This is a genomic window from Shewanella sp. Isolate13 (genome assembly GCF_022398325.1).
GTDB lineage: Bacteria > Pseudomonadota > Gammaproteobacteria > Enterobacterales > Shewanellaceae > Shewanella.
The window spans coordinates 98357-112009 of the sequence record NZ_JAKEVD010000008.1 but is presented as its reverse complement, the minus strand read 5'-3'; the positions used below and the strand labels follow the sequence as shown (position 1 = coordinate 112009).

Here is a 13653-nt window from a genome sequence, read left to right as displayed (position 1 = left end):
ACAAACTGTCGATTCTTTATCTTAAAAGGTGATTTTATCACCGCCAAATCGCTCCTTAGACGCTTGAGATAGCATGTAAAAGCGTTGCATGTTATTGTTCCAAGATGTCGAGGAGCGTGCTCCCGAAACCATATTCATGACACGTTGGGGAGTTCCATGTCATATCAGGTGTTGGCCAGAAAATGGCGCCCTGCCACATTTGAGCAAATGGTTGGTCAATCTCATGTTTTACATGCATTAACCAACGCGCTCACTCAGCAAAGATTACATCATGCCTATCTGTTTTCCGGTACTCGAGGAGTAGGGAAGACCAGTCTCGCGCGTCTTTTTGCAAAGGGCCTTAACTGTGAACAAGGCGTCACCGCTACGCCATGTGGAAAGTGTTCTGCCTGCGTTGAGATTGCCGAAGGTCGATTCGTTGACTTGATTGAGGTCGATGCGGCATCAAGAACTAAGGTTGATGATACCCGAGAACTGCTCGATAACGTGCAGTACAGACCGAGCCGTGGCCGCTATAAGGTATACCTTATCGATGAAGTCCACATGCTATCTCGAAGCAGTTTTAATGCTCTACTTAAAACCTTAGAAGAGCCGCCGGAACATGTAAAATTCTTACTGGCGACCACCGATCCACAGCGTCTGCCAGTGACGGTGTTATCTCGTTGCTTACAGTTTAACCTCAAGAGTTTAACGCTAGATGAGATTGTGGCGCAGTTAAGTCATATTTTAACGGCAGAGCAACTGAGTTTTGAACCATCGGCATTAACCCTGTTAGCCAAAGCGGCTAACGGTAGTATGCGAGATGCGTTAAGCCTTACGGATCAAGCGATTGCATTTGGTGCAGGTCAAGTCAAACTAGAGCAAGTACAAACGATGCTCGGTAGCATCGACGAGAAACATGTCATTGCCTTGTTAGAAGCGTTAGCCAAAGCCGATGTGATGGATTTGATGCAAGTCACAGCTAAGGTGTTGTCATTTGGTGCAGAACCAGAAGAGGTGCTGCGTAGCTTACTTGAGCTATTACATCAGATCACATTGACACAATTTGCACCCGCAGCGGCGCAGATGTCACTGTATAGTGAGCAGATCAAGGCGTTTGCTCAGCAACTGTCAGCAGAGCAGGTACAGCTTTACTATCAATTGCTGCTCACTGGGCGTAAAGACTTACCCCACGCGCCAGATCCAAAGTCAGGGTTAGAGATGGCACTGCTAAGAGCCGTGACCTTCGTACCTGAAAAGCCAGTGACCCGCTGGGCGGTTGAGTCAAAGTCAGAGATAAGCCTACCTAAGGTTGGTGAAAGTCAGACCTTATCAGCTCCTAGTATCAGTCAAGGTGTGAATGATGCTCCTGCTGCACAAGCGGTTTCTTCAACAGTTTCAAGCACTGAGGCTGAAGGAGTTGAGCCTGCCTCGCCGGGAAAGTTACAAGGAGTGACCTCTTTAGCTCATGAAAGTGAGCAACCGAGTGTGCAGCCTAGCCAAACCGAAGCAACGCAAGAGCAAAATGAAACAAGATTAGAGCAGCCAGACGAAGCCCTCAATAGCGAGATGGCTATGATAATGAGCCAAGCTCAGAGTCAGGGGTTTAATCAAGAGGACTCATCGAGCGCACAGGTCACAGAGTCGCTACCAAGGGCTGAGCTCAAAGCCGATGCAGCTATGACCACTGAGGTTGTAGAAGAGTCTGAACAAACACCCGTAGAGCCGACAGTTGCAAAGACGCAGCATGTTGACGCGGCAGAAGCAAAAGCAGAGCCAGAGCCAGAGCCAGAGCCAGAGCACAACAATGTTGCTGACGATAACTCAGTTCAATCAGATTACAGTTATGATGATTTAGCCTCTTACGCAGATTATGCTGGAGCTTATAGTGATCCAGGTAATGACTTTGGCAGTGAAGATTATGGCTTTGATAGTGGTTACGAACAGGGCTATCAAAGTAGTCAACCAGCTAGTCAAAGTACAACGGAGTCCGCACCGAGTGATCCGCAGCCGCTAAAGCAATCAGCTGTTATCGTGTCATCCCCAGTGACTGCTAATGCAGACTCTGGAGCAGGTGATGACTTACTGGATGCGGTACTCGCAGCTAGAGCCAGCTTACTCGAGGGATTAGGAGAGGATGATCCTAAGGCGGAGTCTTCAAAAAAGTCCGTAGAGGTACGTAAACCTTTTACGCCTCCTGTAAGAAAGCAGACTGAAGTTAAGCCAAGTGAAACGGATCCGCAGCTAAGTGTTGAATCAAGTGAAGCGCAAGCTGAAGATGACACAAAGGCTAATGATGAGGTATTTGATAGGCCGCCATGGGAAGAGCCTCATGAACAAGACCCTTGTGCGAGATTTGACGACTCTACAGCTGTGGCGTCAGTCAGTAAGGCTAAAGTCACCCATGAAGAAGTAAAGTCGGTTGAATTGGATTCAGAGCCAGATGAAAAGAGAGTCGAGCAAACAGTACTTGATTCATCTCCTGTTCAGGATGCTGAGCTAAACTTACCTGTATTACCTAGTGGCGAGCTTAGTGGTAATGAGGTTGATTTAAAGTGGTATCGGTTTATGTCTGAGTTAGAAGTGGGCGGTCGTGTACGGCAGCTAGCAGTTAACTCCGTCTGTCATCAGTTTGAGCAACCGTTATCGTTATTATTAAAACCGGATCAAAAGCATTTGGCTGCTGATGTTGCCATTAAACAGCTAGAAGAAGCCATGAGCAGTGCTTTAGGTGAACCTTGTACGGTCAATGTCACCGTTGGGCTCGATAGCGCACGAGAAACGCCACTTGAAGTGAGAAGACGTTTCCACAAAGAGATTTTAGTGCAGGCGCACCATGAGTTGATGACTGACGACAATGTGCGTTGGTTGACGCAAAATATGGGCGCGCAGCTAACCGATGACTCATTGAGCTATGCACCTGAGTTATTGGTAGAGAAAGGAAAACAGATTGAGTTGATCGATATCGCGAACTTTAAGCGGTAAACTGAGTCATAATTTTTACAATAGAATTTCAGCTTTCATTGCTAATCACTGGTTTTTTAGTAAGATTAGCCCACTTTATTTGTTGTGATAAATAATAGAAGAGAATTAGAGTATGTTTGGAAAAGGCGGTATGGGCAACTTGATGAAGCAAGCCCAGATGATGCAAGACAAAATGGCTAAAGTGCAAGAAGAGATCGCACGTATGGAAGTGACTGGCGAAGCCGGTGCTGGCCTAGTTAAAGTCACTATGACGGGTTCTCACAGCGTACGTAAAGTTGATATCGACTCAAGCCTTCTTGAAGACGACAAAGAGATGCTAGAAGATCTGATTGCTGCTGCGTGTAACGACGCTGCTCGCCGCGTAGAAGAAAACCAAAAAGAGAAGATGGCTGAAGTGACTGGGGGTATGCAACTACCACCAGGCATGAAGATGCCATTCTAAGTTTTACTTGCTGTTTTAATGGAATATCTGTTCCGTTAAATTGGAGGGGCCAAATAGGGGCCAAATCCGAGCAAGTAAACACCTATAGGAGCCCAAGATTATCTTGGGCTTTTTTGTTTCTGGATTTAATACCAATTAGTATAAAGATTTGGTCGCTCAGCGAGAATTTAGCGGCACTGAGACAAGACAACAAGTGAAGAGCATAGTTATTCTACGTTTAAGCTTGTTAACGAAGTATCAGAGCCGCTAAAACTCGCCATCCTGGAGCGTTTTTAGCTGCCTACTTCTTCGTTGAATAACTTCACAAGGGAGCAACCATTCTTACAATTATTCGCCTTGAATTAGTTTGCCAAAAACGCTCTGAGTAGATCAACTTCTTATACTAATTGGTATAATATTGAGGATCTCGCATCGTTCCTGTTTGATATAAATAACTTACTTTCAATTATTTAAGTCAGCTTTGCTTGCGAGGATTAAGGCCCTGTGTCAGACTCTTTTGCTTTTATTATGCGCCATCTTAGGCGTGCTTTTGCTTAGGTGGGTAGTTTTGCCTAAATGGGTAGTAGTGTGAAGCAAAAACTCAAAGGGCTGGGATTGTCTTTAGTCATATTTATCGTCATTGTTATCTTCAATACACTGTTTGGCGCGCCGTCTATTGCCTTAAGTGGGATCGAGAAATACAGCGGAAAAGTTTCAATCGAAGAGGCTCGAGAGCTAGGCCTTATCCTTTTAAAAAATAAGCAGTATCCCGCAGCGCGAGCTTTTTTTAACCCCTCTGCCCAGCAAGGTGATCTCGGTAGCCAACTGGCACTGGCTACACTCTATTTCTACGATCTGACCACGGTTAACAATTATCAGCAGGCGTATCACTGGTTTAGCAAAAATAGTGATAATGCTTATGCTCAATACTATTTGAGCATGCTATATCATTTCGGGCATTACGTCCCTCAAAGCCCATTAAAATCCCTATTTTGGATTGAAAAATCTGCAGCGCATTCTTTCCCCGCTGCTCAGCATAATTTTGCTGTTTACTATTTTAATCTAGGCGATTACAGCCAGGCTTATCTTTGGGCTCTTTATGCAAGAGGTAATCATTTTTCGCAGTCACGAAATCTAGTTAAGCAAGCCAGCGAGCACTTATCACTCTCTGAAAAAGCGAATGCTGATCAAATTTATAGAAACACTAAGGCCAAGCATCGTTGGGATGGGCAGAGCAATAATCAGATTGGCGAATTGTTAGAGCAGGTATTTTAATCATGAAGATAAGTTCGCTATCACTAATATCCGCTAGCGGCCAAACCCAAAATTTTGGCGCCGTGACGGATCAAGCTAGTTTAAAACTGCGACTCAAAGAGATCTTGGAGGCGGTAGTCTTTGAAGAGTCGTCCCTTAATGAAACCGATGGCGCGGCAGGAAATGGCGCTCTGACTATGCCTATGTTAGTTGTTCAGGCAAAACTGCAGCGCTTTGAGATCACTTTTACCTATGACATGCTAAGTAAAGAAGAGGGCTTGCTGGCTCTGTTCTATACGAATAGTAAAGGAGGGCGGGAACGCCAAAAGGAGTTTGGCTTTATTGGTATTGGGGAGTTGGAGGAACACCTACAGCGTCTCTTGAGCATGAGTAAGCAAAAGTTAGTTGAACATTATTTCCCTAAAAATACGCCTTTGCAGCAGCTGGTTAATTATTCGGTAATCACCTACATCAGTGCCGCCTTTTTAGGGTTGCTGTCCTTTATCTATTTCTCTGACTTAGTTTGGCGAGGAGATATTTTCCGCTCAGTTTATATTGCCGGGGGAGTTGTTTACGCTATAACCCTTCCCATCTTGCTGTTGAAAGCTGTGTCTCCAGATAGCAGAGAACGGGCTGAGCAAATGGGACAGAGCCTGCTAAAGCAAGTGTTCGCCATTATTATCGGTAATTTAGTGCTAAGTTTTGCCCTCGTTGCGGGTGGCTGTAACCTTGTGCATGTTATTAGTGCTAAGCCGGCTAAGATTGAGATCATTTTTTCCGATAAGCGTAAGGATTATTGGGGCAAGCACTGTAAGGGAGGGGTTAATATCGAGCAGTTCTCTGGGGCGATCTGTTTGGAGGATAGAGCTTACTGGAAGATTATTAGCCCTGGTATGCGGGCAACTGCAGAGGGTAAGTTATCGACAGTAGCCTTTGATATGACTGCAATCGAGCTTTAATTATTGTGCTAGATGAGTCGTTAAGGGATTAGCTATTGCTTGAAAGGGACAAAACCTTCAGATTCTATGCTAGTATCTGGCGCTAATTTTATGATGAGTTGCCTTAGTGGTGCTTTCGCCGCGTTTGGCAGCGCTCATCGACCTTTTTCTAGGGCATGCAGATGCCTTTATAAGCGGAATGTTAAATGAAATTTAGTCCACTCGTTGATGAGCTAATCCAGTCACTTCGTTGTTTACCTGGCGTTGGGCCTAAGTCTGCCCAAAGAATGGCATTTCAGCTTCTAGAGCGTGACCGCAAGGCGGGTGCTAAGCTTGCCGATTCGTTGGCGAAAGCCATGTCGGATGTGGGGCACTGTCAGTCATGCCGTACCTTTACTGAAGAAACTTACTGCCCCATTTGTGTGAGCACTAAGCGTGGTCACTCAGAGGTGATCTGTGTAGTGGAAACGCCAGCCGATGTATTAGCAATCGAAGCTGGGGGGCACTTTACTGGTCGTTATTTTGTGTTGTTAGGCCATTTGTCACCACTCGATGGTGTTGGACCTGAAGAGCTTGGGCTTGCCTTGCTTGAGCAGCATCTGGCATCTGGTGAGGTGAGTGAGCTTATTTTAGCAACGAACCCTACGGTAGAGGGGGATGCGACCGCACATTATATTGCCGATATGGCAAAGCGTCATAACCTTACCGTGAGTCGTATCGCCCATGGCGTGCCTGTCGGCGGTGAGCTTGAATATGTTGACAGTACGACCTTAGCGCTTTCTTTTAATGGACGCTTACCTATCTAGTTAGTCGCGAGCAAAAAAGCTCACTGCCTAGGCTAGTTTCATGAATAAAATCCAGTCTGTGAATGAACACTGACTGGATTTTTTTTGTGCAATTGAAGGCAATGCCAGATTTCTCCCTTGAAATGTATTTTTCTAGCCCCATCTCTTAAGCAAGCTTTACTAAAACTGATTTTTTTAAAGGGAACATTTCATGTCACAACAAGAGACCCATGGCTTTCAAACTGAAGTCAAACAACTACTACATTTGATGATCCACTCTTTGTACTCTAACAAAGAGATCTTTTTGCGTGAGTTAGTATCTAACGCTGCCGATGCTGCTGATAAGCTACGCTATGAAGCCCTAACTAATGATGACCTCTATGAAGGTGATGGCGAGCTGCGCGTTCGTATCAGTGCCGATAAAGAGAAGGGTACCGTGACTATCGATGATAACGGTATCGGTATGACCCGCGATGGTGTGATTGAACACCTTGGCACAATCGCGAAATCGGGCACAGCCGATTTCTTCAAAAACCTATCAGGCGATGAGTCAAAAGACTCGCAATTAATCGGTCAGTTCGGTGTTGGCTTTTACTCTGCCTTTATCGTTGCAGATCGCGTAACCGTTCGCACTCGTGCTGCAGGCCACAGTGCCGATGAAGCGGTACTGTGGGAATCTGCTGGTGAAGGAGACTTCACGGTCGAGACTATCTCTAAGCAAACTCGTGGTACTGAAATTACACTGCACCTTCGTGAAGATGAGAAAGAGTTTGCTGATGACTACCGTCTGCGCTCTATCATCACTAAGTACTCTGATCATATCTCAGTACCTGTTGAGATGTATGAAGAGGGGACGCCAGCGGTTGAAGCAACAGAAGACACTGAAGCTGTTGCCGCGACTGAGGGTAGCTGGAAGGCGATGAACAAGGCAACGGCGCTTTGGACTCGTAACAAGAGCGACGTGTCTGATGAAGAGTACCAAGAGTTCTATAAGCACATCTCTCATGACTATGCTGATCCACTTCTGTGGAGTCACAACCGCGTCGAAGGTAAGCAAGAGTACACTAGCTTACTTTATATTCCGGCCAAAGCACCTTGGGATCTATGGAACCGCGACCGTAAGCATGGCTTAAAGTTATTTGTTCAGCGTGTATTCGTGATGGACGATGCTGAGCAGTTTATGCCTAGTTACCTGCGTTTTGTGCAGGGTTTGATTGACTCGAACGATCTGCCGCTAAACGTATCACGTGAAATCTTACAAGATAACAAGGTGACAACGGCGCTTCGCACCGCTGTGACTAAGCGTGTGCTTGGCATGCTAGAGAAGCTTGCTAAAAATGATGCTGAAAAGTATCAGTCTTTCTGGACTGAATTTGGTCAAGTGCTAAAAGAAGGCCCAGCAGAAGACTTCGCTAACAAAGAGCGTGTTGCTGGTCTACTGCGTTTTGCATCGACTCATACTGGCGAAGCGACAGCAAACGTATCACTAGCTGACTACATCGAGCGCATGAAAGAAGGTCAATCTAAGATCTACTACATTGTTGCCGATAGCCATGAGGCCGCAGCTAATAGTCCGCACCTCGAGTTACTGCGTAAGAAGGGCATCGAAGTACTATTGATGTCTGAGCGTATCGATGAGTGGTTGATCAACCATCTAACTGAGTTCGATGGCAAGAAATTGCATTCAGTGACCCGTGGCGATCTTGAGCTAGGTGAACTTGAAGATGCGAGCGAGAAAGAGGCGCAAGAGAAGTTAGAAACAGAATCTGAAGGCCTAGTGAAGCGTGTTAAGGACAGTCTTGGTGATAAAGTGTCTGCAGTTAAAGTCACGACACGTCTAACCGATACGCCTGCGTGCGTGGTCGCAGGTGAAGGCGAGATGTCGACCCAGATGATCAAGCTGATGCAAGCCGCAGGACAAGATGTGCCTGAGTCTAAGCCAACATTTGAGCTAAACCCTGAGCACCCACTGGTTGCGCGTTTGAATGACGAGCAAGACGAGCAGCTATTTGCTCAGTGGTCTGAATTGCTGTTACAGCAAGCGTTATTGTCTGAAAAGGGCAGCCTTGCGGATCCATCGGCGTTTATTAAGTTAATGAACCAGATGTTATTAGCTAGCGTTAAGTAAACAAAGGCTATGATTAAAGAGGCAGTCAATCTGCCTCTTTTTTTATTACAAATCTAGAATATTAGAGGAAAGTTATGGAATCGATTCTAGAACTGACTAAAGAAAATATCCAGCAAGTGGTCGATGCTTCGATGGAGAAGATCGTCGTGATGGCCTTCTGGGCGACTCAAAGTCCAGAGAGCCTTGCATTGATGCAAACCCTTGAAGGTATTACGCAGCAGCAGGCAGGCCGTTTTGTATTGGCTAAAGTTAACTGCGAGCAGGAGATGGAGATAGCCAACTATTTCCAGATTCAAAGCCTACCAACGACTTTAGTTTTGCATGAAGGTAAACCCGTCGATGGCTTTGCGGGTGTACAAGAGGCACCTCAAGTCATTGAGATGCTTGAGAAGCACCTGCCAGCACAGTGGCAGCTTAAGCTTAATCAGGCCCGAGTATTCCTAGCTGAGCAAAATGCGATCGCTGCACTGCCTTTACTAAAAGATGCCTACAGCGAAAACCCACTCGCTGAAATCGCCCTCGCATTAGCCGATGTTTACTTGTCACTTGGCGTGCTTGAAGACGCTAAAGGCTTACTTGATTCTGTGGGACTAGCGGATCAAGACAGTTATTATCAAAGCCTTAAGGCAAAGCTTGCTTTAGCGCTAGATGCCGCCGATACCCCCGAGATCCGCAACTTGCAGCAAGCGCTCGAAAAGGCACCTGATAATTTAGAGTTGGTATTAGATTTGGCCAAAGCGTTACATCAAGCTGGACGTAACGATGAAGCTCTTGAGCTGCTATTTATGCCACTGCAAAAAGATGTATCGGCATTGGATGGTAGAGTAAAAGTTCTATTTTTAGAGATTTTGACGGCGTTAGGGCAAGGCAACAGTTTAGCGAATCAGTATCGTCGCAAACTCTACACCTTACTTTACTGATGTTTTTTATCCAGACTGATGCTAAAGTCGAATGAAAATTACTTCAAAATAGCGGCCATTTATGCGAAGATCGCCGCCCTAAACAGAACAATACCCATCATCTAGGCGGCTTTGGTGTACGCCTTTGAGCGATATGGGGATCACAGTGCGAAATTAAGAGGAAGATTCAGATGCGCATTATGCTATTAGGTGCCCCAGGTGCCGGTAAAGGTACTCAAGCCCAATTCATTATGGAAAAGTACGGTATTCCTCAAATTTCAACTGGCGACATGCTACGCGCTGCAGTAAAAGCGGGCACGCCACTAGGCTTAGAAGCTAAGAAAGTAATGGATGCGGGTCAACTGGTTTCAGATGAATTGATCATTGGCTTAGTAAAAGAGCGTGTTGCACAAGATGATTGTGCTAAAGGTTTCCTACTAGACGGTTTCCCACGTACGATCCCACAAGCAGATGCAATGGCATCAAGCGGTATCGCTCTTGATCACGTGATTGAAATCGATGTGCCAGACGAAGAGATCGTTAAGCGCATGAGCGGTCGTCGTGTTCACCCTGGTTCTGGCCGTGTATATCACATCGTTTTCAACCAACCTAAGGTTGAAGGTAAAGATGACGTGACTGGTGAAGACTTAGCGATTCGTCCAGATGACGAAGAAGCGACGGTACGTAAGCGTCTTGATATCTATCATGAGCAAACTAAGCCACTAGTAGAATACTATGGCGCAGTAGCGGCTAAAGGTGACGTGACTTACAACAAGTTCGACGGTACTCAGTCTGTTGCTAGCGTTAGCGAAGAGATTGTTGCAGCACTAAGCTAAATAGGCGCTAGTCGATTTCTCAGGCGCTTGTGACTTAGAGCAAATATACCTAAGTAACAAAGTGTTTATGAGCTAGTTCTCATATTTTAAAAAGCCCATGTAAATGGGCTTTTTTTATGCTTTTTGCGATGATAGCCTGACACGAATATCTTGCTAAAAAGAGAATTCATGTGAGTGACTTAGCCCCACCATTTGGTGTGTTATTAGTAAACCTAGGCACCCCCGATTCACCTACCGCTCCTGACGTTAAAAAATTCCTCAAACAGTTCTTGAGTGATCCCCGTGTTGTCGATCTCTCTCCGTGGATCTGGAAGCCGATTTTAAATGGCATCATTCTTAATACCCGTCCAGCCAAAGTGGCCAAACTCTATCAGTCTATCTGGTGGGAAGATGGCTCGCCCTTAATGGTGATAAGCCAAAAGCAGCGCGATAAACTCAAACAACTGCTGCATGAATCGTTTGCTCAGGCGATTCCGGTTGAGCTGGGGATGAGCTATGGTAATCCATCATTACAATCGGGTATCGACAGCCTTAAGTCCCAAGGGGCTGAAAAGATTTTTGTTCTACCATTATACGCCCAGTATTCCTGCTCAACCGTTGCCCCTGTTTATGATGCGATTGCCGAGTTGCTTAAAGCTGAGCGCAATATTCCTGAATTACGCATGAACAAACAGTATTTCGACCACCCGCTTTATATTCAAGCGCTCGCAGAGTCGGTTAAGGCTCACTGGCAAGCTAAAGGTCAGGCGGATGTATTGATGATGTCGTTTCATGGCGTACCGCTTCGCTATATCACCGAGGGTGACCCTTATCAAGAGCAGTGCCAAGCAACTGCTGAACTATTAGCTGAGGCATTAGGGTTAACGTCAGAGCAGTGGCGAATTTGCTTCCAGTCCCAGTTTGGTAAAGAGGAATGGATAAAGCCGGCAACCGATGAATTGTTAGAGTCGTTGCCTAAACAAGGAGTTAAGTCGGTAGATATCATGTGCCCTGCATTTTCATCTGACTGTTTAGAAACCTTGGAGGAGATCTCCCAAGAGGGTAAAGCGGAGTTCTTATCGGCTGGTGGTGAGCGCTATGAATTTATTGATTGCTTAAACGATACCCCAGCTCATATAGCGCTGTTAGCTAAGCTTGTTCAAGAGCAAACAAAAGGTTGGTATTAAATTTTCTAACTTCTATAGTGATTTCAGCTAGCGAAAGAGGTGGGGTGTGGTAAAATCCCCCACCTTTTCGCGCATCTAGCCCTTTAAGTTCACTATTTTTGCTTAGTTGTGACTAAGCTAAACAAATAGTGAGGGGAGAGTTTTTACACTGGCTAGCTGTTTGAAGTGCAGAGTTTGCTTGTTGGTATTAAAATAAGCAACTTGAGATAACTTACCCGTTTTAATTTATATTTTGCATGGATGCCGAATGAAAGAGAGCTCAATATGAAGTTTCCAGGTCAGCGTAAGTCTAAACATTATTTTCCGGTCAAAAATCGTGATCCATTGCTTGCGCAGTTGATCCAGCAGCCTCTGCCAATTTCAACCTACATCTCTGGTATCGACCAGACGTTGGTAGATATTGAGGCTAAAGTGGAAGATGAGTTATTGAGCCGCTATGAGCTGCCTAAAGGCAACTCAACCTTGATCGATGATGACAAGGCCCATGCACTTTATACAGAGCTTAAAACTAATGAATTGATTAGTGATGAGTTTGCTGGCGGCACAATTGGTAATACGGTACACAATTACTCAATTTTGGCCGATGATCGCTCAGTGTTATTTGGCGTGATGAGCAAAAATATTGAAGTAGGTAGCTATGCCTACCGTTACTTATGCAATACGTCTTCTAAAGTCGATCTCAACTATTTGCAACCTGTTGCTGGCCCGATTGGCCGCTGTTTCACTCTTATTTCTGAGTGTGGCGAGCGTACGTTTGCGATTAGCAAAGGCTCTATGGATCAGCTAACACCAACTTATATCAATAAAGAGGTGGTTCAAGGTGGTTCGGCACTGATTTTAACTGCTTACTTAATGCGTGCTAGTGGTGGTGATCAAATCACCGATGCGGCAATGACAGCAATTAACTACGCTAAAGAAGCCGAAGTCCCAGTTGTACTGACATTGGGAACGCGTTTTCTAATTGAAGAAGATCCAAAATGGTGGCAAGAGTTCATCAAAGAGCACGTGACTATTTTGGCGATGAACGAAGATGAAGGCGAAGCCTTAACAGGCTTTAGTGATCCACTATTGGCAAGTGAAGCGGCGCTAGAGTGGTGTGACATGGTATTGACCACAGCGGGTCCTTTAGGTCTTTACACTGCGGGTTACACAGAAGACTCTGAGAAGCGTGAAACTAGCCATACCTTATTACCAGGCTCAATTCCTGAGTTTAACCGCTACGAATTCTCTCGTCCTAAATTAAAGGCTGATTGCGATTCACCGTTAAAGGTGTACGCTCATATCTCTCCTTATATGGGCGGCCCTGAAATTATTCGTAATACCAACGGTGCTGGTGACGGTGCGTTGGCGGCGTTGCTACATGACTTAGCGTCTAATACCTTCCACAAGACTAACGTACCTGGTTCGAGTAAGCATAAGCGTGATGGACTTTGTTATTCATCGTTCTCGCAAATTTGTAAGTATGCAAACCGTGTGGCCTACGAAGTACTTGCGCAGCATAGCCCTAGACTTTCTCGTGGCTTACCAGAGCGTGAAGATAGCTTAGAAGAGTCATACTGGGAAAGATAACTAGGCTAAGCGTCTTAATGACGTAATAACGCCCCTACATAAGGCATAACTTGGTCACACTAAGTTATGCCTTTTTTGAATCTACATAACATAAGAAAAATAAAGCTATGACTGAATATGCAAAAATGCTCAATGGTGAAGTGTTTGATGGCGCAGATCCTGAAATCTCAGCAGTGAGAGACAATGCCTTTTTACTTTCTAAGCAGATTGCCAATTGCTTAGATGCTAATGAGATCCAAAAGCTCTTCAAAAAGCTGTTAAACCAGATTGGTGAAGGCTCGATAATTAGGGAGCCGTTTTTTTGTGAATTTGGTAAGCAAATTAGCGTCGGTGAGAGCAGTTTTATTAACATGGGCGCGATGATGCTAGATGGTGCAAAAATTACCATAGGTAATCATGTGATGGTTGGCCCGAGCTGTCAGTTTTATACCGCATCCCATGAAGTAGATTATTTAAGCCGACGTCGCTGGGAAACCTTTTGCCTACCGATCACCATTGAAGACGATGTGTGGATTGGTGGTAACGTAGTCATTAACCAAGGAGTGACGATTGGTGCTCGCTCTATTGTTGCTGCAGGCTCCGTGGTTAACCAAGATGTACCACCGGACTCTATGGTTGGCGGAACGCCCGCTAGGCTCCTAAGAAAGCTTAATATTGAATAATTACCGCCGATCTTATTCTTATTCTTATTCT

11 protein-coding genes are annotated in these 13653 nt (G+C 45.3%); all 11 read left to right on the top strand.

Annotated features, from left to right (window positions below):
- The first annotated feature begins 156 nt into the window (after positions 1–156).
- Positions 157–2964 carry a DNA polymerase III subunit gamma/tau gene (dnaX, locus tag L1D44_RS07635; protein WP_239889589.1) on the top strand — a complete coding sequence of 936 codons (2808 nt, stop codon included), beginning with the start codon at positions 157–159 and terminating at the stop codon, positions 2962–2964.
- A gap of 112 nt (positions 2965–3076) precedes the next feature.
- A complete protein-coding gene (locus L1D44_RS07630; protein ID WP_202719971.1) occupies positions 3077–3406 on the top strand; it encodes a YbaB/EbfC family nucleoid-associated protein in 330 nt (109 codons plus the stop codon).
- 567 nt (positions 3407–3973) lie between these two features.
- Positions 3974–4660 carry a sel1 repeat family protein gene (locus L1D44_RS07625; RefSeq protein ID WP_239889588.1) on the top strand — a complete coding sequence of 229 codons (687 nt, stop codon included), beginning with the start codon at positions 3974–3976 and terminating at the stop codon, positions 4658–4660.
- A 2-nt stretch (positions 4661–4662) separates the two neighbouring features.
- Positions 4663–5598 (top strand): hypothetical protein, encoded by a 936-nt coding sequence (locus tag L1D44_RS07620; RefSeq protein WP_239889587.1) that lies wholly within the window; start codon positions 4663–4665, stop codon positions 5596–5598.
- Between the two features lie 185 nt (positions 5599–5783).
- On the top strand, positions 5784–6383 hold the full coding sequence (gene recR / locus L1D44_RS07615) for a recombination mediator RecR (protein ID WP_239889586.1): 600 nt from the start codon (positions 5784–5786) through the stop codon (positions 6381–6383).
- Positions 6384–6573: 190 nt separating this feature from the next.
- Positions 6574–8490: a molecular chaperone HtpG gene (gene htpG / locus L1D44_RS07610; protein ID WP_239889585.1), complete on the top strand. Its 1917-nt coding sequence runs from the start codon at positions 6574–6576 to the stop codon at positions 8488–8490.
- A 74-nt stretch (positions 8491–8564) separates the two neighbouring features.
- Positions 8565–9410 (top strand): tetratricopeptide repeat protein, encoded by an 846-nt coding sequence (locus L1D44_RS07605; RefSeq protein ID WP_239889584.1) that lies wholly within the window; start codon positions 8565–8567, stop codon positions 9408–9410.
- A 170-nt stretch (positions 9411–9580) separates the two neighbouring features.
- Complete coding sequence (adk, locus tag L1D44_RS07600) at positions 9581–10225, top strand: adenylate kinase (RefSeq protein WP_239889583.1); 645 nt, start codon at positions 9581–9583, stop codon at positions 10223–10225.
- A gap of 170 nt (positions 10226–10395) precedes the next feature.
- Entirely contained in the window at positions 10396–11391 is a 996-nt protein-coding gene (gene hemH / locus L1D44_RS07595) for a ferrochelatase (protein WP_239889582.1), read from the top strand.
- Between the two features lie 264 nt (positions 11392–11655).
- A complete protein-coding gene (locus L1D44_RS07590) occupies positions 11656–12960 on the top strand; it encodes an inosine/guanosine kinase (protein ID WP_239889581.1) in 1305 nt (434 codons plus the stop codon).
- Between the two features lie 107 nt (positions 12961–13067).
- Entirely contained in the window at positions 13068–13622 is a 555-nt protein-coding gene (locus L1D44_RS07585) for a sugar O-acetyltransferase (protein WP_239889580.1), read from the top strand.
- Positions 13623–13653 lie beyond the last annotated feature (31 nt).

Bases quoted from the DNA above. Each gene is read 5' to 3' on its own strand.
- adk (WP_239889583.1), top strand. From the start codon at position 9,581: ATGCGCATTATGCTATTAGGTGCCCCAGGTGCCGGTAAAGGTACTCAA.
- recR (WP_239889586.1), top strand. From the start codon at position 5,784: ATGAAATTTAGTCCACTCGTTGATGAGCTAATCCAGTCACTTCGTTGT.
- L1D44_RS07585 (WP_239889580.1), top strand. From the start codon at position 13,068: ATGACTGAATATGCAAAAATGCTCAATGGTGAAGTGTTTGATGGCGCA.
- L1D44_RS07590 (WP_239889581.1), top strand. From the start codon at position 11,656: ATGAAGTTTCCAGGTCAGCGTAAGTCTAAACATTATTTTCCGGTCAAA.
- htpG (WP_239889585.1), top strand. From the start codon at position 6,574: ATGTCACAACAAGAGACCCATGGCTTTCAAACTGAAGTCAAACAACTA.
- L1D44_RS07605 (WP_239889584.1), top strand. From the start codon at position 8,565: ATGGAATCGATTCTAGAACTGACTAAAGAAAATATCCAGCAAGTGGTC.
- L1D44_RS07630 (WP_202719971.1), top strand. From the start codon at position 3,077: ATGTTTGGAAAAGGCGGTATGGGCAACTTGATGAAGCAAGCCCAGATG.
- dnaX (WP_239889589.1), top strand. From the start codon at position 157: ATGTCATATCAGGTGTTGGCCAGAAAATGGCGCCCTGCCACATTTGAG.
- L1D44_RS07620 (WP_239889587.1), top strand. From the start codon at position 4,663: ATGAAGATAAGTTCGCTATCACTAATATCCGCTAGCGGCCAAACCCAA.